The sequence below is a fragment of the Bradyrhizobium sp. WYCCWR 12699 genome (assembly GCF_032144035.1).
GTDB lineage: Bacteria > Pseudomonadota > Alphaproteobacteria > Rhizobiales > Xanthobacteraceae > Bradyrhizobium.
Genome location: NZ_JAVTJN010000007.1, coordinates 25788 through 49921 on the forward strand (window position 1 = coordinate 25788; position 24134 = coordinate 49921).

The window sequence follows — 24134 nt, forward strand, 5'->3', positions numbered from 1 at the left end:
GTGCTTAAGCTCTTGGCTCAGCCTCCCGAATTTGGCAGAAGGACCGCTGATTTCCCGACAGGATTATCGTAATGACAGAACCGGTGGCAGCTGAGGTTGGGCGCGATTTCATTCGTGACATCATCCAGGCCGACCTCGATCAGGGTAAGTACAGCGAGATCGTGACCCGGTTCCCGCCGGAGCCGAACGGCTACCTGCATATCGGCCACGCCAAGTCGATCGCACTCAACTTCGGCATCGCCCAGGAGTTTCCGGGCCGCTGCCATCTGCGTTTCGACGACACCAATCCGGTCAAGGAAGAGCAGGAATATATCGATTCCATCCAGGCCGACGTGCGCTGGCTCGGCTTCGACTGGGGCAAGAACCTGTTCTTCGCCTCGGACTATTTCGACCGCCTGTACGAATGGGCCGAGCAGCTGATTCGCGACGGGCTCGCTTATGTCGACGACCAGACCCAGGAGGAGATCCGCGTCTCTCGCGGCACGCTGACCGAGCCAGGCAAGAACTCGCCGTTCCGCGACCGCAGCGTGGACGAGAACCTCGACCTGTTCCGCCGCATGAAGGCGGGCGAATTCCCGAACGGCGCGCGCGTGCTGCGGGCCAAGATCGACATGGCCGCGGGCAACATCAATCTGCGCGATCCCGTGCTGTACCGCATCCTGCACGCGCACCATCCACGCACCGGCACCAAGTGGCACATCTATCCGAGCTACGATTACGCGCACGGTCAGTCTGACGCCATCGAAGGCATCACGCACTCGATCTGCACGCTGGAGTTCGAGGACCACCGTCCGCTCTACGACTGGTTCATCGAGAAGCTGCCGGTGCCGTCGAAGCCGCACCAGTACGAGTTCGCGCGGCTGAACCTGACCTACACGCTGCTGTCCAAGCGCGTGCTGACCCAGCTCGTCCGCGACGGCCATGTCGCGGGCTGGGACGATCCGCGCATGCCGACCATGGCGGGGATGCGCCGCCGCGGCGTGCCGCCGGCCGCGCTTCGCGAATTCGTCAAGCGCATCGGCGTTGCCAAGGCCAACAGCGTCGTCGATGTCGGCATGCTGGAGTTCTGCATCCGCGAGGAGCTGAACCGCACGTCGCAGCGGCGCATGGGCGTGCTGCGGCCACTGAAAGTGGTGATCGAGAACTATCCGGAAGGGCAGACCGAGCAGCTCGAGGCGATCAATCACCCCGATGATCCCAGCGCGGGCACGCGGAAAATCACGTTCGGCCGCGAGCTCTATATCGAGCAGGACGACTTCATGGAGAACCCGCCGAAGAAGTTCTTCCGCCTGTCGCCGGGCAACGAGGTGCGGCTGCGCTACGCCTATTTCGTCAAGTGCACCGGCGTGATCAAGAACGACAAGGGCGAGGTGGTGGAGCTGCGCTGCACCTACGACCCCGCGACCAAGGGCGGCAACGCGCCCGACGGCCGCAAGGTCAAGGCGACGATGCACTGGCTGCCCGCGGCAACGTCGGTGCCGGCTGAAATCCGCATCTACAACCAGCTGTTCGCCAATCCGAGCCCGGACGCTTCGAACTTCGCGGCCGATCTCAATCCGAACTCGCTGGAGATCCTGCCCGACGCGCGGATCGAGGCATCGGTGGCAGAGAGCAATGCGACCGAGCCGATGCAGTTCGAGCGCCAGGGCTATTTCGTCCGCGACAAGGACTCGACGCCCGGAAAGCCGGTATTCTCGCGCACCATCGGGCTGCGCGACACGTTCGCGAAGGAAGTCGCGAAAGGATGAGGATTGAGGCATGAGCAGTGAAGCCGACGCCATCGTTTCCGCCATCATCGCGAAATGGTGCGCCGGCTTCGCCAGCCTCGATGCGGCCGCGCTCTCGTCGCTGTATTCGAGAAACGCGTTCTTCTTCGGCTCCAACCCGAAACTCTATCGGGGCAGGGCCGGCGTCGCCGACTATTTCAACGGCCTGCCGCGCTGGCGGAGGCCAAGCGCCGTGTTCTCCGATGTGAACGCAGCGCAAGCCGGCCCCGATCTGATCAACATGGCCGCGACAATCTCGTTCGACCTCGCCGGCGAGCGGGATGATCTCGTCGTCAAGATGAGCTGGGTCATCATCCGCGAGGACGGCGACTGGAAGATCGTCAATCACCACGCCTCGTCGCAGGCGCCGCTGATCTGACGGCCATCGTACACGGCATCGTCATTCCCGAGGGCCAGAACGAACGTCGTTTCTGTGCGTTGGGTGGGTTCAACAAGGAACTCACCATGCAGAACATCGCAGAGCATATGGAAGTCATCGGCGCCGACGGCGTTCACATCGGCACGGTCGACAAGGTCGAAGGCAACCGCATCAAGCTGACCAAGAAGGACAGCGGTGAGGGCAGCCACAAGGGCCATCATCATTTCATCGACAAGGGCCTCGTTGCCGATGTCGAAGGCAACAAGGTGCGGCTGTCGGCCAAGGCATCGGTGGCCGTGACCATGGAAGAGGAAAAGTAGAGACGTCCTCTCGCGTTCCCGATCTGTACCGCTATTCGCCCGACCGCACGTTCCGGTAGCCTTGGCGGCAATCGCGTCGCGTAGGGTGCAGGGAAGATGGCGGAGCCGGGCCGGCCAGTACGGTCCCAAGGTATTGCCGGGACGTGGCCGGTCGGCCGCGTTGCGCCCGCCGGCGGCTTCGTTCCGGCGGGCTTCGGCATTTGGCCCGCGATCGTCGAAACAATCCGCGGATGGGCTCGGGCCGAGGCCGGCCCCGGGCGCCTGCTGCCATGGGTGCCGGTCGCCTTCGGCGGCGGCATCGCGCTCTATTTTGCCGCCGATCATGAGCCGGTGCTGTGGATTGTCGCCGCGACGGCGATCGCGCTGCTGCTCGGCGCGGCCCTGTTGCGGCGGAGCCGGCTGTTCGCGCCGGCGATCATGATCGCAGCGGTCGCGGCGGGCTTTGCCGTGGCGACCTGGAAGACCGCGCGCATTGCCCACACCGTACTCGCAAAACCACTCTATTCGGTGTCGCTGTCGGGCTTCGTCGAGACGCGCGACATCCGCGAGCGCACCGATCGCTTCGTGCTGCGTGTCACCGCGATGGAGGCGCAGCGCAGCGACGTCAAGCTCGACCGCGTCCGCCTCTCCGTGCGCAAGGGCACCGCGCCCGAGGTCGGCAGCTTCGTTCAATTGAAGGCGCGGCTGATGCCGCCGCTCACGCCGGTCCGCCCCGGCAGCTACGACTTTTCACGCGACATGTTCTTCCAGGGCATCGGCGCCTCCGGCTTCGTGATGGGCGCAATTACGGCTGCAATCCCGCCTGATGCCGGCGGCCTGCGGCTGCGCTATGCCGCCTTCATGCAGGGCCTGCGCGATGCGATCGACGCCCGCATCCGCGCAACGCTCGAGGGCGACAACCGCGCGATTGCAACTGCACTGCTCACCGGGCGGCGCGATGCGATTTCCGCCCCTGTCAACGATGCGATGTTCATCTCCGGGCTTGGACACGTTCTCTCGATCTCCGGCTATCACATGGCGGTGGTCGCCGGCGTCGTCTTCTTCGCGGTGCGCGCGCTGCTGGCGTTGATCCCGGGCCTGGCGGCCGGCTTCGCCATCAAGAAATGGTCGGCGGCTGCAGCATTCGTCGCGGCTGCGTTCTATCTGCTGCTCTCGGGCGCCGAGGTCGCAACCCAACGGTCGTTCTTCATGACGGCGGTGGTGCTGATCGCGGTGATGGTCGATCGCCGCGCCATCACCTTCCGCACGCTGGCGGTGGCGGCGCTGATCGTGCTTGCGGTCGCGCCGGAGGCGCTGGTGCATCCGAGCTTCCAGATGTCGTTTGCGGCAACGCTCGGGCTGGTGGCGCTGGTGCAGATCGGCATGCCGAACCTGCTGGCCTCGCCCGATCATTCGGCCACCGCGCGCGTCGCGCTGTGGGGCGGCCGCGAGATCGCGATGCTGTTCCTGGCCTCGCTGATCGCGGGGCTTGCGACCACGCCCTATGCCGCCTTCCACTTCCATCGTGTCACGCCCTATGGCGTGCTCGCCAATCTCGGTGCGATGCCGGTGGTCTCGGCACTGGTGATGCCGGCGGGGCTGTTGGGATTGCTGGCCGCGCCCTTCGGGCTCGATCGCGTCTTCTGGTGGCTGATGGGCCTCGGCATCGACTGGATGGTCGCGGTCTCGCGCTGGGTGGCGGCCTTGCCGGGCGCGGTCGGCCGCATCCCGGCGTTCGGGATCGCGCCGCTGATCGCCGCGAGCCTCGGCATCATCGTGATGGGCCTGTTGCGCACGCCCTTGCGCTGGTGCGGTGCCGTGGCGCTGCTGGCGTCCATCGCGTGGGGCCTGTCGGCGCGGCAGCCCGATATCCTGATCGCCGGGGACGGCGCGAGCGTCGCGGTGCGGGGCGGGGACGGGCGCCTGCACCTGATCAGGACGGGCAAGGACAATTTCATGCTGAAGGAGTGGCTGGCGGCCGACGCCGATCCGCGCGATGCCGGCAGCAGCGCGCTGGCCGAGGGGGTGTCGTGCGACGAGGCCGGCTGCGTCACGCCGCTTGCCGACGGGCGCCTGGTCGCGTTCGCCTCGCGCATCGACGCGCTCGCGGACGATTGCAGCCGTGCCGCACTGGTCGTGACGTCACGGCCCGCATCGCCCGATTGCGCGGCGATGGTGGTGGATCGGCAGCGGCTCGTTCGCCAGGGCGCGCTGGCGTTGACACGGCGTGGCGACGGATTTGCAGTTCAGGCGGTGAGGGCGAGGGGCACGAACCGTCCCTGGTCGCCGGCGGCCGCCGGCGAGGGAGATTTCGAAGGAGCCCTCATGCCGCGGGCGGCGGCTCCGCGCGCAAAGGATGCGACCCCGTCGGAGGCCGATCTTCAAGCAGAGGACTGAGCCTCTGTCAGCCCAGCGGCAGCGGTGTGACGGGCGAACGGCTATCGGCGATGATCCCAGGCTTGTGCTCGCGCTCGCCGACCGGTTGGGTCACGGGCAATTGCAGCACGGTTGCGCGCTGGCCTTCGACGAGCTGAGTCACCAGCACGTATTTGCCATCAGGGAATTCGATCGCGTCGTGATGGCGATCGGGAATGTGCGGATCGACCTTGCCGAACTTGCCGACGCGGGAGTTGACGGTGCGTGTCCAGATCCAGCGGTTGTCGTAACGGACGTTGTCTGCGAAGGCGAGCTCCGTTCCCGGCAGCAGGCAGACCGCAACGGAGAGGTCGGCTTCGGATGCGAAGCCGCGCGTCGAGGTGCCGCGGAAGGTTGTCGTGACGATCGTCTCGCCGACTTCTGCGGGGCGCGTCGCGACGGCATGCAGGCTATAGTCACACATCGGGTGCTCCTCATGTGAAGATAGCGACCCGCGCCTCTCTTGGAGGCACAGGCCTCTGTCAGAGTTTAAACACCAACGCTGTGCTTGGTTGTAGGCAAATCTGCGGCTGGGATCCGCACCCCGCGATCACTTTAACTTTCCCGAATTCGCCAGGAACAAAGCTGGCTGAGGTGCATTACGCCGGGCGCCTGTCAGCGACTGCAAAAGCGACACTTCGCATTGCCGGCGCGATCGCGGCGCTGCGCAATTGGGTGTTGCGGACATGGCAATGCGATGGCGCGGCAACGGCCCCGTGCCCCGATGCCGCTACCGCTGCACCCAAACGATCTGGTCTTCCGAACCCGAAACGCCCAGACGCGATGTCGCTGCGGTCCGCCGAAGATGGCCGTGGAGGAGGGGCCGGATAATCTGTGCAGAACCAGAATGATCATCCAGCCGGAGCGGACATTCATCCGCTCCAATCTCAGATCGGCGACGCCGATCGAAGGCGGCACGCAGGCGCCAAAACTACTTTCGGACTGAGTCCTTCCGGACTCAGTACTTCCGGTAAAGCCCAATTAGCTTGCCCTGAATCTTCACCCGGTTCGGCGGCAGGATACGCACCTCATAGGCGGCATTGGCAGGCTCGAGCGCGATCGACGCGCCGCGGCGGCGGAAGCGCTTGAGCGTAGCCTCCTCGTCGTCGATCAGCGCCACCACGATGTCGCCGGTGTCGGCGCTCTCGTTGCGCTGGATCAGCGCCATGTCGCCGTCCAGGATACCGGCCTCGACCATGGAATCACCGCGCACCTCGAGAGCGTAATGCTCGCCCGAGCCGAGCATGTCGGGCGGCACGCTGATGGTGTGGCTGCGGGTCTGCAACGCCTCGATCGGCGTGCCGGCCGCGATCCGGCCCATCACGGGCACCGCAACGGGCCGCTCGCCCTCGTCCACGGGCGGGCTGGAGCTCGCGCGGATCTTGCCGAGATTGCCCTCGATGACGCTCGGCGTGAAGCCGCGCCGGGCGCCGGCGGCAGCCTGGAGCTCCGGCAGCTTGATCACTTCGATGGCGCGGGCGCGGTTGGGCAGCCGGCGGATGAAGCCGCGCTCCTCGAGCGCGGTGATCAGGCGGTGGATGCCCGACTTCGAGCGCAGGTCGAGCGCATCCTTCATCTCGTCGAAGGAGGGCGGCACGCCGCTTTCCTTCAAACGCTCGCTGATGAACCGCAGAAGCTCGTATTGTTTGCGCGTTAACATCTCGACCAAAGTCCCCCGGTTGATGTCGTTCGATTCCGAGACGATGAGTTCAGCGATAAGCAGCTACATCCTCGAAACAAATCATGAACGGACACTATATGTTCGATACATGTTCCGCAACTGCTTAATTTACCGTGAACGAAGCGCGGTTCGCGGAATGCGTGTGGCCGTGCACTCAGACGGGGAGCCGCAGCACCTCGCAGGGGCTGCCGGCCTTGGCCTTCGGCGCGAACGGTGGGCGCACGAGAAGTACCTGTGCCGCAGCAAGATTCGCAAGCAGAGAGGAATCCTGATGGCTGACGGGAAGCGCGACCAGCGTGCCGTCGTCGCGCAGCTCGAGGCGCGCGCGCAAGTAATCCTCGCGCTGGTCGTTGGCACCGAGATCGCAGGCGAGCACGGCACGTTCGCGACGATGATGAATCACCGAGCGGCCTGACAAGGCGCGAATCAGCGGCACCATGAACAGGAAGGCGCACACATAGGACGACACGGGATTGCCGGGCAGGCCGATCACGCGCATGGCGCCGAGCCGCCCGTGCATCATCGGCTTGCCCGGCCGCATGGCGATCTTCCAGAACGCCATCGCGATGCCTTCGTCCCTGAGTGCCTGCTGGACCAGGTCGTGGTCGCCGACCGACGCGCCGCCGGTCGTGATCAGGATATCGGCACCGCTCTCGCGAGCGCGGCGGATGCCTGATGTGGTGGCCTCCAGCGTGTCGGCGGCGACGCCGAGGTCGACGGTGTCGGCGCCCTCGCTGCGGGCGAGCGCGTGCAGGGCGTAGCCGTTGGAATAGACGATCTGGCCGTGCCTTGGCGCTGAGCCCGGCATCACCAGTTCGTCACCGGTGGCGAGGATCGCGACCTTGGGACGGCGGCAGACGGCGAGCTGCGGGTAGTTCATTCCGGCAGCGAGCGCGAGGTCACGTTCGGTCAGACGCGTCCCCTTGCGGAGGAGGACGTCACCCTCACGGAAGTCGACGCCGGCCGGGCGGATGTGCCGTCCGATGATGGCGGCTTCCTTGATCGTGACGCTGTTGCCGTCCACGACGGTGTCCTCCTGGATCACGACCGCGTCCGCACCGTCGGGAACGACGCCGCCGGTGAAGATCCGCACGGCTTCGCCGGCGCCGACCGCTCTCGCGAAAGGACGGCCGGCGGCGACCTCGCCAATCACCGTCAGCCGGGAATCGATCGCTGCCGCGTCGGCCGCGCGCACCGCATAGCCGTCCATCGCCGACATGGCTTGCGGCGGCTGCGTGCGCCGCGCCGCGACATCATGTGCCAGCACGCGGTGATAGGCCTCGTCGAGTGCAACCATCTGTTCAGGCAGCGGCTCTGCACCTGCCAGCACCGCGGCAAGGGCGTCGGAAACCGGCATCAGGGCCACGGGCAAAACTCCTGCTCGCACATCGTTCAATGGGGCGGCGAGAGTTCTAGCCGACCGCAGGCGCGAGGCAAAGCAGCGCGCGGGATGATCTATCCTGCGTGATCTCCGTGGTGGAGGAGTGCAAGTTCGTCAGGGCATGATCTGGAAGCCGAGACAGCGCGCCGTGAAGGACGAGAATCACGAGCGCCAACACCGATACGGTCACCGTGCCGCCGGATCGTCCGGACTGATCTCAAATGCGACGTCGGGCGCTTTGGGCCCTTGATCCTTGTCGGGGAGCGGATCGGCCTGCGATTTCAGGTCGGCGGCCTTGCTGATCAGCTTGGCGGAAAGGTCAGAATCCGAGGTGTTTCTTGCGAATTCAAGCAGGAGAGAGGCTTGCTTGGTGAGATAGGTTTTGCCCAGCACGTCGATCAGTCCGATGTAGAAGTCCCAACGGACTCAAGAGTCCGAAGGGCGGTATTCCGTTCCCGGAACTCTGTATAAAAATGCACAAAGTGATCAGGTTCCAAAATTCCAGCAGATTTAGTTCCGGAAGATGTCGCTGCCGGGAGGCCGGGTGGCACCCGCGGCTGGCGTCAGATGCCCAATGCTTTCAAGGCCTTCCCGACGTCGCGCGGCGAGGTCACATGCACGGCCGTCAGGCCGCGGGCTCGCGCGCCTTCGATGTTCTCAGCGAGGTCGTCGAAGAACACGATGCGCTCGGCGGGAACGCCGATCGCGGCGACGACATGGTCGAAAGCCTCCGCATCCGGTTTGCGCAGGCCGATGCTCGATGACAGGTACAGCTCGCGGAAATGGCCGAGCAGATCGGCATATTCCTTCGAGAAATAATCGACATGCGGCCGGTTGGTGTTGGAGAAGGCGTAGAGCGGCATCTGTTTCGCCGCCCGCGGCAACAACTCGGCGATATCAGGCATCTCGCCGGCGAAGATCGCGTTCCAGCCCTCCAGGAACTGGGCATCCGAAATGCCGATCCCCAGCGAAGCGCGTAGCGAGGCGAAATAATCCTCGTCGCTGATCTTGCCCATCTCGTGCAGCCGGTAGGCCTCGTCGCGCACATAGCGCGCGACGATGCTTTCGGGATGGCAGCCGGCATGTCCCGCCCAGCAAGCGATCGCCTTGGAGAAGTCGATGTCGAGCACCACGCGCCCGAGATCGAACAGAAGCGCATCCGCGCTGCCGGGAGAGAGCGATGTCACCTGCAATCCTCTTACTCAGTACCGATAAGGTTCGTGGTCGAACAGCGGAAACGCGCTGAACACGCTCGGCGCGTTGGTGGCGGTCGCCGGATGCAGGCAGGATTTGTCGACCTCGGCAAACGACGTGGCGCCGAGCAGGCCGAGGCAGCGCAGCACCTCGTCCTCGAGCAGCTCCAGCATCCGCGTGATGCCGGCTTCGCCGGCTGCCGCCAGCGCCCAGCATTGCAGCCGGCCGATGCCGACGAGATCTGCCCCTGCCGCGATCGCCTTGACGATGTCGGTGCCGCGACAGATGCCGCCGTCGACCATGATCTTGGCGCGGCCCTTCACGGCCTCGACGATTTCGGGCAGCACATGCATGGCACCGCGGCCATGGTCGAGCTGGCGGCCGCCGTGATTGGAGACGTAGATCCATTCGACGCCGTGATCGACCGCGATCAGCGCGTCCTCGGCGGTGGCGATGCCCTTCAGGATCAGCGGGATCTTGAACTTGTCCTTGATCATCTTCACGGTCCGCCACTCCAGGCCCTTCTGGAAATCGCCGCCGGTGGCGCGCAGGCGACTCTCGCGAACGTAGCGCTTGGCGATGTCACGTTCGCGACGGCTGTAATGGGCGGTGTCGACGGTCAGGCAGAAGGCGGCATAGCCGTTCTTCTCGCTTCGGCTGACGACATCCGCGACGAAGGAATCGTCGCCGCGGACATAGAGCTGGTAGAGCCGGAGTGCATCGGGGGCCATCTCGGCGGTCTTCTCCAGGCCCGGCTCGGACACCGAGCTCAGCATGTGCGCCGCACCGAAGGTGCCGGCACCGCGCGCGACGCTCGCCGCGCCGTCCGGATCGAAGATTTCGAGCGCGCCGACGGGCGCCAGCACCACCGGAAGGCGCATCTTGCGGCCAAATTGCTGAACCGCGCCGTCGACCTTGCGGACGTCGCGCAGCACGCGCGGGCGGAAGGCGATCTCGTCCAGCGCCATGCGGTTGCGGCGCATCGTGGTTTCGGTCTCGGCGGCGCCGACGATGTAGTCCCAGGCGTTCTGGTTGAGGTTGGCCCGCGCTTTCCGGATGAATTCGTGCAGATTCTGGAACGGCTCGTTGCTGGCGCCGAGCTCGACGTTCCGTTCTGGCCGGATGCGGGGTGCTTCGTTCATTGTTATCCTCCCGAGAATTTGAAGCCTTATGTCATCGCCTAACCCGTCCAGGCCTCCAAAACTATCCTAAAATCGCATAGCAGCAGGGCGTGGACCGGCCGATGATTCCCCTTGCGGGCCGGCCAGTCCTGCAACGTTGCCAAAAGTTTAGGTCCGGGCGAAGCGATTTCTGCGGTGCACCCGTCGGCGCGGCATCCCGGCCTTGAAGAAACCAGAATGGTATTGTGAGAAGCAGACTGGATCGCCAATTGCATGGCGCCTTCCAAGTCCCGAAAGACAAGTCTTGAAGGACGAGTGTTGAAAGACAAGTCTCGAGAGACAAGCTTAAAGCGAACCGCCCAGCGAAAAGGCCAGCCCATCCATGCGGAAATCCCTGCTGTTCCCTCTGGGCACGCTCACCGGAGCGTGTCTCACCCTTCTGGTAGCCAGCCCGCACGGCGGCGTATGGGCGGCGCGGGCGGCAGCTAACGCGAATGATGCCTATTCCCAGCTCAACCTGTTCGGCGAAGTGTTCGAGCGCGTGAAGGCGAGCTATGTCGAGAAGCCCGACAATGCCAAGCTGGTCGAAGGCGCGATCACCGGCATGGTGACCTCGCTCGATCCGCATTCGCGCTACATGAACGCGAAGGCCTGGACCGAGATGCAGGAGACCACCTCCGGTGAGTTCGGCGGCCTCGGCATCGAGGTCACGATGGAGGACGGCCTCGTCAAGGTCGTCTCGCCGATCGACGATACCCCCGCCTCGAAGGCCGGCCTGATGTCCGGCGACCTCATCAGCAAGATCGACGGCGAGGCCGTGCAGGGCATGACGCTCGAGCAGGCGGTCAACAAGATGAAGGGCCCGGTCGATACCCAGACCAAGCTCACCATCGTGCGCAAGGGCGCCGACGCTCCGCTCGACGTCGCGATCAAGCGCGAGATCATTCATGTGCGCCCGGTGCGCTTCCATGTCGAGAACGGCGACATCGGCTATGTCCGCATCACCTCGTTCAACGAGCAGACCACCGACGGCCTGAAGAAGGCGATCGCCTCGATCACCAAGGACGTCGCGCAGGAGAAGCTCGTCGGCTACGTGGTGGACCTGCGCAACAATCCGGGCGGTCTGCTCGACCAGGCCGTGTCGGTGTCGAGCGCGTTCCTGCAGCGCGGCGAGGTCGTTTCGACCCGCGGCCGCAGCCCGGAGGAGACCCAGCGCTTCACCGCGCATGGCGGCGATCTCACCAAGGGCAAGCCGCTGGTGGTGCTCGTCAATGGCGGCTCGGCCTCGGCCTCGGAGATCGTCGCCGGCGCGCTGCACGACCACAAGCGCGCGACGATCATCGGCACGCGCTCGTTCGGCAAGGGTTCAGTGCAGACGATCATTCCGCTCGGCGCCGGCAATGGCGCGCTGGCGCTGACCACGGCGCGCTATTACACGCCGTCGGGCCGCTCGATCCAGGCCCAGGGCATCGCCCCCGACATCGAGATCCTGCAGGACGTGCCGCCGGAGCTGAAGGGCCGCATGGACACCATGGCGGAGTCCCAGATGCGCGGGCATCTGTCGGCGGGTGAGGGTGGCGAGCAGACGGGGTCGCAGTCCTACGTCCCGCCCAAGGAGGAAGACGACAAGGCCTTGCATGCGGCTTACGACTTCCTGCACGGCGTCACCGCGAACGCGGTTGCGGCCAAGCCTGCCTCGAAAGGCGCGGTGCCGAACTAAATTCTGCGACTCCCAGTCTACGGATCGCCCGGAAGCGGATAGCCGCTTCCGGGCGAATTCGTCTGGAACGTCGCCTCAGCTTGGATTCATGGCCGCAAAGGTCGCCTCGTAGCGGCCGTCGCGCTCGGCCCAGCGGCGGGCGCGGTCACGCTCCACCAGCACCTCGTCGCGCGGGTGAAGCCGCAGCTCCAGCAATTGCATGACCTCCGCGATGTAAGCGGCCAGCGGCATGGCGCGCGCGTCGCTGGCCTGCTGCGCCCCGGTCAGCTCGGTCTGTACATAAGGCGGCGCGAGCTCCAGCACCTCGACGGGAATCCTGCGGAGCTGGTGCCGCAGCGACTGCAGCCAGGAGTGCAGGAATGCCTTGCTGGCGCAGTAGGTCGGGAAATCGGCTCGCGGCACGAAGGCGAGGTTCGAGCTGGTTGCGATGATCGTCGCCTCCGGTTGCCTCTTCAGGATCGGCAGGAACGCCGCCGTCGCGCGCAGCACGCCGAGAATGTTGGTCTCGACGATGGCCTCCGCATCCGAGGCATCCCAGCCTTCCGCAGCAAGGTCCTCCGGCCGCGAGATGCCGGCATTGGCGATCAGAACGTTGAGCCCGGGAGAGCCTGCCTGAATATCGGCCGACAAGCGCGACAGCGATGCGGGATCGTCGAGGTCGAGCGGCAGGCCGATCACGCCAGGCCGCTCGGCCGCGATCTGCTCGAGCAGGGCCGGCCGCCGGCCGGTGACGATGACGCGATTGCCGCGATCGTGAAAAGCCTCGGCCAGCGCGCGGCCGATGCCGCTGGTGCCGCCGGTGACAAGGATCGTATTGCCAGTCATCTTCATGGGGTCGCCTTTCGATTGAGAAAGGCCACGGCAATCCCGCAAATCCTCATGGCGAGCGATCCGGCAAGACGGCCGGCAGCGCGGCGCGTGCGCCGGCTTAAGGGTCTCGAACGGGTGAACATCCGCTGACAGGAAAAGTGATGGCATGACCGTGGCGTCTCGTGAATCGAGAACTCCCTGCTGGGATCCTCTCGACAAAGGACGCGTTGGATGACGGTAACGCCTACGGCAGCGCCGTCTCGGCAGCTGCATGTCGGGAGATACTTTGGCCGGTCGTCATCGTCAAGCCTGACGGGACGGACGAATTCTAACCCGCCTCGCGGCGGCGGCCGCCGTTGCCTTCGCGCCGGGCAAGCCGGCTGCGATGCAGCGCGAACAGCTCCAGCACCTTGTCGGCGGGCTTGGCGGCGCTGAACAGATAGCCCTGCATTTCCGAGCAGCCGAGCGCACGCAGCAGGCGCTGCTGCTCCTCGGTCTCGACGCCCTCTGCCGTGGTGGTCATGCGGCGCGCCGCCGCCAGATTGACGACGGCCTGGACGATGCTGGCGGAGCCGTCGGGGCCGGCGATGTCATCGACGAAGCAGCGGTCGATCTTGATCTTGTCGAACGGGAAGCGGTGCAGATAGCTCAGCGAGGAGTAGCCGGTGCCGAAATCGTCGAGCGCGATGCGCACGCCTATGGCACGGAGCTGGTGCAGGATCGTGAGCGCGGCATCGTCGTCGCGGATCAGCACCGCCTCGGTGATCTCGAGCTCCAGCCGGCTTGCCGGCAGGTTCGAAGCAGCGAGCGCCGCCATGATCTTCAGCGCCAGCGTGCCGCTCTTGAATTGCACCGGTGAGACGTTGACCGCGAGGCGGATATCGTCGGGCCAGTTCGCAGCGTCCCGGCAGGCGGTCGCCAGCACCCATTCGCCGATCTCGTTGATCAGGCCGGTGTCTTCGGCGATCGGGATGAACTCCGCCGGCGAGACCATGCCGCGCTCGGGATGGCGCCAGCGCACCAGGGCCTCGCAGCCGGTGATGCGATCATCCTTCAGGCTGAGGCAGGGCTGGTAGTAGACTTCGAGACCCCCTTCGGCGATGGCATGGCGAAGGTCGCTCTCGAGCTGGCGGCGCTCGCGCACCTTGGCATCCATCTCCGGCTCGAAGAAGCGATAGGTACGGCGTCCGGCGGACTTGGCGGCGTACATCGCCATGTCCGCGTTCTTGAGGATCTGGTCGAGCGCCGTGCCGTGCTCCGGCGCGAGTGCGATGCCGATGCTGGCGTCGGTGGTGAGATGATGCCCCATGCAGTCGAACGGCGCGCGGATGGCCGCGAACACCCGCGCGACCAGCTCATCGACCTGATCACGCGACGTCACTGCGCTCTGGACGATGGCGAATTCATCGCCGCCGAGCCGCGCGACGAAATCCGCCGGACCCGCACAGCGACGCAGGCTCGTGGCAACCGATTTCAACAGCTCGTCGCCGACGAGGTGGCCGAGCGCGTCGTTGACGCCCTTGAACTCGTCGATGTCGATGTAATGCACCGCGATCTCTTCGCCGTTGCCGAGGGCGGCGAGCTCCTCGCGCAGATGCTCGTGGAACATGGTGCGGTTGGGCAGATCGGTCAGCGCGTCGTAATGGGCGAGATGGGTGATGCGCTCCTCGATGCGGCGGCGCTCGGTGATGTCCTCATGGGTCGCCACCCAGCCGCCGTCCGCGAGCGGCTCGTTGAGGATGTGGATCGAGCGGCCATCGGAGGTGTCGACCACCATGGAGTTGCGTGCGTGGATGCCCTTCAGCACGCGAACGACATAGCGGTCGACGTCGCCTGTGAAGGAGCCGGTTGCCTTGCGATGGGCGATGATGTCGTGGAAACTGCAGCCGGGCTTCACGATCTCGGCCGACAATCCGTACATTTCGATGTAGCGCTGGTTGCAGACCACCAGCCGCCGCTCGGCGTCGAACAGCAAGAGACCCTGCGTCATGTTGTTGACGGCGCGGTCGAGCCGCTGCTTCTCCAGCGTCAGCCGCTCGCGCGAGGCGCGGTGCTGCTCCAGCAGCTTGCGCACGACCGCGATCAGCACGCCTGCGATGGCGAGCGCGGAGGCGGCGGCGACCGAGATCAGCATGCCGATCTGCTCGCGCCAGTCGCTCAGGGCCGCCGCACGCGTCGTGGTCGCCATCATCAGGATCGGGAAATGGGGCAGTGCGCGCGAGGAGATCAGCCGGTCTTCGCCGTCGATCGGGCTGGTGAAACGGCCGGCGAAGTGATCGAGGCCGAAAACCCTCTGCTGTTCGAACGAACCCGTCTTGAAGTTTCGTCCCATCAATTCGCCCGAGTGCGGATAACGGGCGAGCAGCGTGCCGTCCCGATGCAGCATCGAGATCGTCGCGCTTTCGCCGAGCGCGACGGTGGCGAAGAACTTCTCGAAGTTGGCGGGCTCGATGCCGCGGCCGACGACACCCAGGAACTCGCCGTTGGGCCCGACGATCTTGCGCACGATCAGGACGGTCCAGGCACCCGAGATGCGGCTGTGCAGCGGCTCGATCAGGACTTCAGGCGAATTGGGGTCGTACTTGAAAGTGCGAAAATAGGCGCGGTCGGCCATGTTGACCTTTGGGACCGGCCACGCCGTCGACGAATTGATCAGATTGCCGTCGGCATCGATGATGTTGACGCCGCCGATATAGGGCAGTGCATCGATCTTCGAACGCAGCATCTGGTGGACGCCCTGACCAGAGAGGCGCGTGCGGAAGTCTGCAACGCTGGCAATGCCGATCGTACGCGCGTGATCGACGAAGTCTCGCTGGATGACCGCAAAATCCTGCAATTGCTGATCGAAATGATGGGCGAGCAGCAGCACGGTATTTTCCAGCTCGCGGCCCGCATTGCGCAGCGCCCGCTCGCGGAAATTCTGCGCCATCAGGACGGAGCCTACGGCGATGGCCGCGATCAGCAGCGTGCCGCCCACCACCAGCCAGCGGATCGGTCCGCTGCGCACGAAGGCCTGGTCAAAGAGGCGACTGCCGAATCTCGTCATCATGCTGGGTCATTGCCGTGCACACGTCGGGGTCAATTCTTGGTCCCGAAAGCATCCGTGGGTTTACGGGAACGGTATGGAGGCGAAGTTAGGAAGCGCGGTTAATGCGATGTGAACGGCCGCGCATAAAAGCAATCGATGCGCTGGGCGCCAGGACCGGGCAGGAATTGCCGCCCGCATCCGCAATGCCGGTCATTTCCTGCCGGCCGCGCCGCGATCAACCAAGGCTTAACCATCTAACGTGTTGGCGGGGCTCGAAAGCGTATTGGCACGTGATTTGCGAACACGTCAGCCACCGACAACAGAGAGGGACGCGATCATGACGAACATTGTGAAGAGCTTCATTGCCGACGAGCGTGGTGCGACCGCGATCGAATACGGGCTGATCGCCGCCGGCATCGCGCTTGCGATCATCACCGTCGTGAATGGCCTGGGCACCAAGCTCAACGCCAAGTTCACCGCCATCAGCGCTTCATTGCGCTGATCGCGGAGGGCCATTGCGCGCCAGTATCGCCGCCACGACCAGCGCCGCGATGACGTTGGCGGCGGCGCTGACCAGGATCGGCAACACGTAGCTGTGGTTGACGTCGTAGGCGAAACCGGCCGCACTCGGACCGACAAGCGTGCCGAACGCCACGCTGGTGTAGAGGATGCCGATGATTCCACTGACGTTGCGTCCGCCGAAATAGTCCATGACCACAGAGGGCAGCACCGCGACCCATCCGCCGTAGAACGCGCCATAGACGAAGGCAAAGGCGGCGAGGGTCCAGACGTCAGCGGCAATCGCCCAGATCACCATCGCGAACGCCATTCCGATCAGGACCATGATCAGCGAGCGGTCCCGGCCCATCCGGTCGGCCAGCGCGCCGAGAAAGAAGCGGCCCGCGGTGCTGCCGGCGCCGATTACGCCGAGCAGCAACACCGCGGAGGACGCCGCGACCCCGTGGTCGCGTGCGTAAGGCACGAGATGGACGAACGGGATGAAGGCGCCGAACGAGCAAACCAGGCACGACACATAGAGGCCGGCGAATCGCGTCGACCGGACGGCCTCGCGCACCGATGCGCCGCCGGCGTTGTTTGCAGCCGCGGCATCGCGGGGCGGATCGCCATCGGGTCCGAGGCCACGGTCCTTCGGATCGTTCTCTATGAGCAGGGACATCCCGCCACCCAGCACCAGCACGATCGCGCCCAGCACTATATAGGCGCCGCGCCAGCCCATCGATGCGATCAGCAATGAGGCGAGCGGCGGCATCGCAAGCGTGCCGATCCCGATGCCGCTCACCGCGAGCCCGGAGGCAAAGCCGCGGCGCCTGACGAACCAGCGTTGTACCGCGCCGATGGCGGGAACATAGGCGCAGCCGACGCCGAGGCCGATGCCGAGCCCATAGGCGAGATAGACCTCGACGAGGGAGCGTGCAGCGCTCGCGGCCGCAAGTCCGACCGCGACCAGGATCATGCCGGCGACGGCCAGCGAACGCGAACCGAGCCGGTCGGCGAGGGGCCCGCTGACGAGTCCGAGCGCGAAGTACAGGAAGCCCGCAATCGAAAACACCAGCGAGATCGAACCGCGCGAGGCGCCGAAATCGCGCTGGAGCGGCTCCAGAAACGCGCTGAATGTGTAGGCGGAGCCGAAACCAACGAACGTGACGGTAAAGGCTGCTGCGACGACGAACCAGCCATGGAAAATGCCTTGCCGGGTGATCGTGGATTGAATGGTCATTGCGGCCTCCGCGAAATGAGGGAAGGACGGCGGCGGTGCCAGGACGTCGCCCGCTGGAACGCGGCGCCGGCACGCACGAGCATGGCTTCGTCGAGACGGGCGGCGACCAGCTGGAACGCGATCGGCAGTCCGTCCGCCGACGCACCACCTGGCAGCGTGATCGTGGGATGGCCGGTCATGTCGAACGGGCAGGTGTAGCGCTGCAGCTTTGCGATCAGGTCCGGCTGCTCGCCGAGCGTCTGAATCATGGCGAGCGTCAGTGGCGGGAATGGCTGCACCGGGGTCAGCAGGAGGTCGATGATCTCGAACAGCGCGGTCACCCGGCCGCGAAACGCCAGCCGGCGCAGCAGGATCTTCTGATAGTCGAGGGCAGAGAGCGCGCGCCCCGCCTCGATCACGGAGGCGAGGATCGGACCATACTCGTCCCGGTGGGCAGGATAGGTCGCCTCGTGCGCGACCGCAGCTTCCACCGCACAATTCGGCGTCCAATCGGCGATGGCCTGCACGACGTCGGGAAATCGGACATCGACGATGTCGGCGCCAAGCGTGCGGAAAGCATCGATAGCGTCCGCCAACACATGCTGTGTCGTGACGTCGACGTCGTCGCTGTTCCAGGCGGCATCGACGCCGATCCGCAATCCCCGCACGTCCCGTGCAGCCGCAGCCAGATAGTCGGGCACTGGATCGAACAGCGACGTCGGGTCGTTCGGATCCTGTCCGGCGATGGCGCCGAGCAGCGCGCCGGCGTCGGCCGCGCTGCGGCCGATCGGTCCGATATGGTCGAGCGTTGCGGCGAGCTCGAACGCGCCGTGGCGGCTGACGCGACCCCAGCTCGGCTTCAGTCCGGTCAAGCCGTTGGCGGCGCAGGGCCAGCGGATCGAGCCGCCGGTGTCGGAGCCGAGCGAGCCGTAGCAAAGCCCGGCGGCTGTGGCGACGGCGGAGCCGCTCGACGAGATACCCGGCCAGTAACTTGCATTCCAGGGATTCTTCGGCGGCTTCACCCGCGGATGGTGGTCGGCATAGGCGCCTTCGGTGAGTTGCACCTTGCCGAGGATCACGGCGCCGGCGTCCTTCAGCCGGCGCACGACGGTTGCGTCTTCATCTGGACGGAAGTTGCGATGAAGCGTGGTGCCCGCGGCCGTCGGAGTGCCCTTGGTCCAGAGCAGGTCCTTGAGAGCAATCGGCACGCCATGCAGCGGGCCCCGATACCGGCCCTGCGCGATCTCGGCGTCCGCGGCTTTCGCTTCCGTGACGGCCGTTTCCGCCATCACGTGGACGTAACTGCCGAGGTCGCGGTCGATGGCGTCGATGCGGTCGAGTTGTGCGCGCGTCACCTCCAGCGCAGAGATTTCGCGCGCCTTGAGCCGTGCGGCGAGCGCAGTGAGTTCGAGGTAGTGCAGGGCGTCGGTCACGGCGCGGTTCTCCAGTGATGAGATCGCAGAGGGACACGATCCCCAGGCGACTCTGTAAACACCATCATAATCATTATACTGGTGTCGCTTGCCGTCAACCGGTAAATCTGTTTTACTGGTGTTCCATTTCCGGGTGTTCCGATGTCGAAAGAGTCACGCAAATTCCAGGTTCCAGACGAGCTCGCGAACGTCTACGACTTCGCCAACACGCTCGATGTTCGTCACTTCACGCATTTCGGCGTTGAACATCCGGAGAGCGATGAGCTTGGCGGGCCGAAGGAGCTGGCGGACTGGATGCGGGAACGCGGCCTCGGCGCCGAGGGCGGTCGCGTCACGCCCGCGATGTTCGAGCTTGCGCTAAAGCTGCGGGGCGCTTTGCGTGCCTATCTGCAATGTGAGCCGAGCGAGCGGCTCCGGAACAGAAGCGTTCTCGGCGCGCTCAATGACGCGCTCGCGCCGTTTCCGTTGCAGGTGGAGGCGCGCGCAGGCCGCGGCGCAACGCTGTCGGCTGCGCGCGAGGATGCGCTCGCCGGCCTGTCGGCCATCGCGATCGAGCTTCATGATGCAACGCTCGTGGGAACGCTGGACCGGCTGAAGATGTGCGCGTCGGAGGAATGCCGGCGGGTGTTCTTCGACCGGTCGAAACCGTCGACGCGGCGCTGGTGCATGTCGACGCTGTGCGGCAACCGGATGAAGACGCGCGCCTATCGCGAGCGGCAGCGCGAGGCGAAATAGACCGGACCGCGCGATCAGGCGCGATAGTGGCCGGATTTGCCGCCGAGCTTCTCGACGAGGTGAATGCCTTCGATACGCACGCGGCGCTCGACCGCCTTGATCATGTCGTAGATGGTGAGGCAGGCGACGGACACCGCGGTGAGGGCCTCCATCTCGACGCCGGTCGGTCCCGTCACTTTGACGCTGGCGCGTACCACACAGCCCGGCAGCTTTGCATCGGGCTCGATGTCGACGATGACCTTCGACAGCGCCAGCGGATGGCAGAGCGGGATCAGCTCCGAGGTGCGTTTGGCGGCCATGATGCCGGCGATGCGGGCTGTGCCCAGCACGTCGCCCTTCTTGGCGTTGCCTGACACGATGAGATCGAGCGTCGCCTTGGTCATGATGACGCGGCCTTCCGCGACCGCGAGCCGCTCGGTCGCCGGCTTGTCCGACACGTCGACCATGCGCGCCTCGCCGGAGGCGCCGATATGGGTGAGGGCAGGGACGGCCTTCTTGGACGGCTTGCGCGCCATATTTTTGCGCGCCATGTCAGCGCGTACCCGTGGCGCGCGTTGCGCCTTCGCGCGCGAGCAGCGTGCGCGTCGCCGCGGTCACGTCGGCCTGCCGCATCAGGCTCTCGCCGACCAGGAAGGTCGACATGCCCACGCGCTCGAGCCGGGCGAGATCAGCCGGCGTGAAGATGCCGCTTTCGCCGACCGTTAGCCGGTCCGCGGGAATCAGCGGCGCCAGGGCCTCGCTGGTCGCGAGCGTGGTTTCGAAGGTGCGGAGATTGCGGTTGTTGACGCCGATCATCGGCGAACGAAGTTTCAGCGCCCGGTCGAGCTCGGCGCGGTCGTGGATTTCGATCAGCACGTCCATGCCGTAGGCCATCGCGGCGTCTTCGAGATCCCGGGCGGTAGCATCATCGAGCGCCGCCATGATGATCAGGATGCAATCGGCGCCGTGCGCGCGGGCCTCGACCACCTGGTAGGTGTCGAACATGAAATCCTTGCGCAGCACCGGCAGCGACGTTGCCGCGCGCGCCGCCACCATGAAGTCGAGATGGCCCTGGAACGAGGGCGTGTCCGTCAGCACCGACAAACAGGCCGCGCCGCCGACCTCATAGGCTTTCGCGAGGGCGGGCGGATCGAAATCCGCGCGGATCAGGCCCTTGGACGGGGAAGCCTTCTTCACCTCCGCGATCAGCGCGTAGTCGCCATGGGCGTGCTTGGCCTTGATCGCGCGCACGAAGCCGCGCGGGGCCCCTTGCGCCTTGGCCTGCGCCTCGACCGCCGCGAGCGGCTGCGCGCGCTTGGCGGCTGCGATCTCCTCGCGCTTGTAGGCTTCGATCTTGGTCAGGATGTCCGACATGTCAGGCTCAGCCGTTCGAGATCGCGATCAGGTGCTTCAGCTTCGCGTTGGCTGCGCCGCTGTCGATCGACTTCATGCCGATCGCGACGCCTTCCTTGAGGTCCTTGGCGCGGCCGGCGACGATCAACGCGGCCGCGGCGTTCATCAGGGCGACGTCGCGGTAGGCACTCGGCTTGCCGTCGAGCACGCTTTGCAGTGCGATCGCATTGGCATCGGCGTCACCGCCCCTCAGCGCGCCTGCGTCGCAACGCGGCAGGCCGGCGTCCTCGGGCGTCACCTCGAAATTCCGGATCTCGCCATTGTGCAGCGTGGACACGAAAGTCGGTCCGGTGAGGGTGATCTCGTCGAGACCATCGGAGCCGTGCACCACCCAGGCGGATTCGGAGCCGAGGTTCTTCAGCACCTGCGCCAGCGGCTGCACCCATTGCCGGGAGAATACGCCGACCATCTGCCGCTTCACGCCGGCCGGATTGGAGAGAGGGCCGAGCAGATTGAAGATCGTGCGCGTCGCAAGCTCGACCCGGGTCGGGCCGACGTTCTTCATGGCGGGATGGTGGGCGGGAGCGAACATGAAGCCGATGCCGCATTCGCGCACGCAGCGGCCGACCTGATCGGGCCTGAGGTCGATCTTGACGCCGAGCGAAGCCAGCACGTCGGCGGCGCCCGAGCGCGACGACAGGGCGCGGTTGCCGTGCTTGGCCACGGGCACGCCGGCCCCTGACACGATGAAGGAGGCGCAGGTCGAGACGTTGACGGAGCCGGAGCCGTCGCCGCCGGTGCCGACGATGTCGACGGCATCGGGCGGTGCCGTCACGGTCAGCATCTTGGAGCGCATCGCCGATACCGCGCCGGTGATCTCGTCCACGGTTTCGCCGCGCACCCTGAGCGCCATCAACAGGCCGCCCATCTGCGAGGGCGTGGCCTCGCCACTCATCATGGCGTCGAAGGCGGAGGCGGCCTCGTCACGCGACAGGCTGGCGCCGGTCGCCACTTTTCCAATGATCGATTTCAGGTCGTCCATCGCGTGCTTTCAACTTACTGCTGGTTCGCGCCGGTCACCTGCGCGAAGGCGGCCTGATTAATGGTGGTCCCGATGTCGGTTTCAAGCTTGTTGACGTAGGAGGCGACCTGCTCCTCGGTCTGGGCGCGGTCGAGGCTCTCCTTCAGCTTCTTGACCGCGTCGGAGGCAACGTCGACCGCGGGATCGACGATGTCGGTGACGCGGAAGACGATGACCTCGGTGCCGCCGGTCACCGGCGTCTGTCCGACGCCATCCTTGGCGGCGCGGAAGGCAGCGGCGACGACCGCTGCAGGCACGCTGGCGGGCGTATCGTCGCGCTTGAAGCCGGTCGCGGTCTCGACCTTGGCGCCGATGGCGGAGGCTTCATCGGCGAGCTTGCCGCCCGCTTCGAGCTTCTGCACCATCTCGGTCGCCTTGGCCTTGAGCTTGGTCGCGATCTGGTCCTGGCGCCAGCGCGCCTCGACCTGGTCGCGGACCTCGTCGAGATTGCGGTCGCGGGAGGGCGTGATGGCGAGCACGTCGTACCAGACATAGCCGCCCTTGAACGAGATCGAGTCGTTGTCGACGCCGACATCGGTGTTGAAGGCCTGCGACACCACGTCGAGGCCCTGCGGGATGTTGGCGACCTGCTGGCCGTTCGGGGCGCGGCCGGAGCGGTCGACGGCATCGATGGTCACGGCGGTGAGGCCGAGCTTCTGCGCTGCGTCGATCACGCTGGCCCCGCCGCCACGCTCGTCTTCCATCTTGTCGCGGAGATCGTTGACCTTGACGCGCGCGCGCTCGGTGGCGATCTCGCGCTTGATGTCGCCGGCAAGCTTCGCATAGTCGGCCTCGGCACCCGGCTCGATCTTGTCGACCTTGACGATGGACGTGCCGAGCGCGCCCTGGATCGGCTGGCTGATCTCGCCGGCGGGAAGCGCGAAGGCGGCTTCGCCGACCACAGCATCCAGCGAGGATTTGGTGACGAGGCCAAGATCGACGTCTGAGGCGCTCAGTCCGCGCTCCTTGCCGAGGTCCTCGAACGACATGCCGCCCACAAGGCGCTCCCGGGCGGCCTGCGCTTCAGCTGCGTTGGGGAAGACGATCTGCTGGATCTGGCGCTTCTCCGGCGTGCCGAGCCGGTCCTTGCGCTGCTCGAACACCTTCTTGGCGTCCTCGTCCGAGACTTCGCTCCATTTTCCGATTTCTTCCGGCGACAGCACCACGAAGGAGATCTTGCGATATTCGGGCGCGCGGAACTGGACCTTGTGATCCTCGAAATAGGCCGCGAGCGCCTCGGGCGAGGGCGCGTCGATCTGGCCTGCCTGGGCGGCATCGAGCCTGACGAATTCAATGGCGCGCTGCTCGTTCTGGAAGCGCGTCAGCGCGTCGATCATAGCCTTCGGCGGCTCGAGGCCGGCCCCGATCGTGCCGGTGATCTGCCGGCGCAGCGACACCTTGCGCTGCTCGGCGACGTAGCGCTGCTCGGTATAGCCGAAATTGCGGATCATGGCCTGGAAGCGGTTCGCATCGAAATTGCCGCCGACGCCCTTGAAGTTGGGGTCGTTCATGATGACCTGGCGGATCTGGTCATCGGACTGACCAAGCCCGAGCCGGCGCGCCTCCTCGTCGAGGGCTGCTTCCGCGATGGTCTGCTGCAGCACCTGGCGGTCGAGGCCGAAGGCGCGGGCCTGATCCGGCGTCAGCGGACGGCCGAACTGGCGGCTGATCTGCTGCAGGCGGTCGGTATAGATCTGGCGGAACTCGTTCAGCGAAATCTCGGTGCGGCCGATCTTGGCCACCGTGGACTGCCCGAAGCCCTTGAAGATGTCGGCGATGCCCCAAATGCCGAAACTGATGATCAACACGCCCATCACCACGGCCATAATGGTCTTGCCGAGCCAGTTTGATGAGGCCTTGCGCATTCCTCGAAGCATTTGGTCCAACTTGTCTGAGCAGGAGGGGAACGGGAGCGCGTCTTAATGCAGATTCCGCAAAAGCGCGTCACCAAATTGATCAATCATCATAAAGTGGCGGCTTTCCCCCCGCAACCTCAGGCCCAGTGACCGCTGGAGACTGCGGTTAAAGGCCTCTGGTCTCTG

At 65.6% G+C, this 24134-nt stretch carries 21 protein-coding genes; 7 read left to right on the forward strand and 14 right to left on the reverse strand.

The genetic code is table 11. The features are described from left to right. The first annotated feature begins 71 nt into the window (after positions 1–71). The 4 genes from RPS27_RS07650 to RPS27_RS07665 all read left to right on the forward strand — a co-directional run bounded on the left by RPS27_RS07650 (position 72) and on the right by RPS27_RS07665 (position 4841). A complete protein-coding gene (locus RPS27_RS07650; RefSeq protein WP_212069140.1) occupies positions 72–1748 on the forward strand; it encodes a glutamine--tRNA ligase/YqeY domain fusion protein in 1677 nt (558 codons plus the stop codon). A 10-nt stretch (positions 1749–1758) separates the two neighbouring features. Further along, the gene (locus RPS27_RS07655; protein ID WP_194407911.1) at positions 1759–2145 is read left to right on the forward strand and encodes a nuclear transport factor 2 family protein; all 387 of its coding nucleotides are present in this window, start codon (positions 1759–1761) and stop codon (positions 2143–2145) included. A gap of 86 nt (positions 2146–2231) precedes the next feature. After that, entirely contained in the window at positions 2232–2465 is a 234-nt protein-coding gene (locus RPS27_RS07660) for a DUF2171 domain-containing protein (RefSeq protein ID WP_194407912.1), read from the forward strand. Positions 2466–2561: 96 nt separating this feature from the next. Next, positions 2562–4841 carry a ComEC/Rec2 family competence protein gene (locus RPS27_RS07665; RefSeq protein WP_313753951.1) on the forward strand — a complete coding sequence of 760 codons (2280 nt, stop codon included), beginning with the start codon at positions 2562–2564 and terminating at the stop codon, positions 4839–4841. Positions 4842–4848: 7 nt separating this feature from the next. On the opposite strand, the gene RPS27_RS07670 is transcribed toward RPS27_RS07665, so the two are convergent. The 6 genes from RPS27_RS07670 to RPS27_RS07695 all read right to left on the reverse strand — a co-directional run bounded on the left by RPS27_RS07670 (position 4849) and on the right by RPS27_RS07695 (position 10257). Beyond that, positions 4849–5283 carry a hypothetical protein gene (locus RPS27_RS07670; protein WP_313753952.1) on the reverse strand — a complete coding sequence of 145 codons (435 nt, stop codon included), beginning with the start codon at positions 5281–5283 and terminating at the stop codon, positions 4849–4851. Positions 5284–5817: 534 nt separating this feature from the next. After that, positions 5818–6519 carry a transcriptional repressor LexA gene (gene lexA / locus RPS27_RS07675; RefSeq protein ID WP_194407915.1) on the reverse strand — a complete coding sequence of 234 codons (702 nt, stop codon included), beginning with the start codon at positions 6517–6519 and terminating at the stop codon, positions 5818–5820. 175 nt (positions 6520–6694) lie between these two features. Continuing rightward, positions 6695–7906: a gephyrin-like molybdotransferase Glp gene (gene glp / locus RPS27_RS07680; protein ID WP_212069137.1), complete on the reverse strand. Its 1212-nt coding sequence runs from the start codon at positions 7904–7906 to the stop codon at positions 6695–6697. Positions 7907–8107: 201 nt separating this feature from the next. Further along, complete coding sequence (locus RPS27_RS07685) at positions 8108–8314, reverse strand: hypothetical protein (RefSeq protein ID WP_194407917.1); 207 nt, start codon at positions 8312–8314, stop codon at positions 8108–8110. 170 nt (positions 8315–8484) lie between these two features. After that, the gene (locus RPS27_RS07690) at positions 8485–9114 is read right to left on the reverse strand and encodes an HAD family hydrolase (RefSeq protein ID WP_212069136.1); all 630 of its coding nucleotides are present in this window, start codon (positions 9112–9114) and stop codon (positions 8485–8487) included. A gap of 9 nt (positions 9115–9123) precedes the next feature. After that, on the reverse strand, positions 9124–10257 hold the full coding sequence (locus RPS27_RS07695; protein ID WP_194407919.1) for an alpha-hydroxy acid oxidase: 1134 nt from the start codon (positions 10255–10257) through the stop codon (positions 9124–9126). A gap of 361 nt (positions 10258–10618) precedes the next feature. Here RPS27_RS07695 and RPS27_RS07700 point away from each other — a divergent pair, with 361 nt between their 5' ends. Continuing rightward, positions 10619–11956 carry a S41 family peptidase gene (locus tag RPS27_RS07700; RefSeq protein ID WP_211416857.1) on the forward strand — a complete coding sequence of 446 codons (1338 nt, stop codon included), beginning with the start codon at positions 10619–10621 and terminating at the stop codon, positions 11954–11956. Positions 11957–12031: 75 nt separating this feature from the next. On the opposite strand, the gene RPS27_RS07705 is transcribed toward RPS27_RS07700, so the two are convergent. Both RPS27_RS07705 and RPS27_RS07710 read right to left on the reverse strand, forming a co-directional pair. Further along, on the reverse strand, positions 12032–12787 hold the full coding sequence (locus RPS27_RS07705; protein ID WP_212069135.1) for an SDR family oxidoreductase: 756 nt from the start codon (positions 12785–12787) through the stop codon (positions 12032–12034). A gap of 307 nt (positions 12788–13094) precedes the next feature. Continuing rightward, positions 13095–15815, reverse strand: coding sequence for an EAL domain-containing protein (locus RPS27_RS07710; RefSeq protein ID WP_212069134.1), 2721 nt, complete (start codon positions 15813–15815; stop codon positions 13095–13097). Positions 15816–16131: 316 nt separating this feature from the next. Between RPS27_RS07710 and RPS27_RS07715 the strand changes: the two genes are divergently transcribed. Beyond that, positions 16132–16296, forward strand: coding sequence for a Flp family type IVb pilin (locus tag RPS27_RS07715; protein ID WP_194407923.1), 165 nt, complete (start codon positions 16132–16134; stop codon positions 16294–16296). On the opposite strand, the gene RPS27_RS07720 is transcribed toward RPS27_RS07715, so the two are convergent. Together RPS27_RS07720 and RPS27_RS07725 are read right to left on the reverse strand one after the other, a co-directional pair. After that, positions 16285–17532, reverse strand: coding sequence for an MFS transporter (locus RPS27_RS07720; RefSeq protein WP_212069132.1), 1248 nt, complete (start codon positions 17530–17532; stop codon positions 16285–16287). The two genes, RPS27_RS07715 and RPS27_RS07720, sit on opposite strands and share 12 nt — an antisense overlap. After that, entirely contained in the window at positions 17529–18944 is a 1416-nt protein-coding gene (locus RPS27_RS07725) for an amidase (protein ID WP_212069130.1), read from the reverse strand. The genes RPS27_RS07720 and RPS27_RS07725 overlap by 4 nt, the downstream gene beginning before the upstream one ends. A gap of 141 nt (positions 18945–19085) precedes the next feature. Between RPS27_RS07725 and RPS27_RS07730 the strand changes: the two genes are divergently transcribed. Further along, positions 19086–19679 carry a CGNR zinc finger domain-containing protein gene (locus tag RPS27_RS07730; RefSeq protein WP_212069128.1) on the forward strand — a complete coding sequence of 198 codons (594 nt, stop codon included), beginning with the start codon at positions 19086–19088 and terminating at the stop codon, positions 19677–19679. A gap of 14 nt (positions 19680–19693) precedes the next feature. Here RPS27_RS07730 and moaC read toward each other — a convergent pair whose 3' ends face one another. The 4 genes from moaC to RPS27_RS07750 are packed head-to-tail and all read right to left on the reverse strand — an operon-like array spanning position 19694 to position 23969. Then, positions 19694–20209, reverse strand: a complete 516-nt coding sequence (gene moaC / locus RPS27_RS07735; protein ID WP_212069126.1) for a cyclic pyranopterin monophosphate synthase MoaC — start codon at positions 20207–20209, stop codon at positions 19694–19696. 1 nt (position 20210) lies between these two features. Further along, a complete protein-coding gene (gene trpC, locus RPS27_RS07740) occupies positions 20211–21032 on the reverse strand; it encodes an indole-3-glycerol phosphate synthase TrpC (RefSeq protein WP_212069124.1) in 822 nt (273 codons plus the stop codon). A gap of 7 nt (positions 21033–21039) precedes the next feature. Next, positions 21040–22053 (reverse strand): anthranilate phosphoribosyltransferase, encoded by a 1014-nt coding sequence (gene trpD, locus RPS27_RS07745; protein WP_194407929.1) that lies wholly within the window; start codon positions 22051–22053, stop codon positions 21040–21042. A gap of 14 nt (positions 22054–22067) precedes the next feature. Further along, a complete protein-coding gene (locus RPS27_RS07750; protein WP_212069123.1) occupies positions 22068–23969 on the reverse strand; it encodes a peptidylprolyl isomerase in 1902 nt (633 codons plus the stop codon). Positions 23970–24134: the final 165 nt, after the last annotated feature.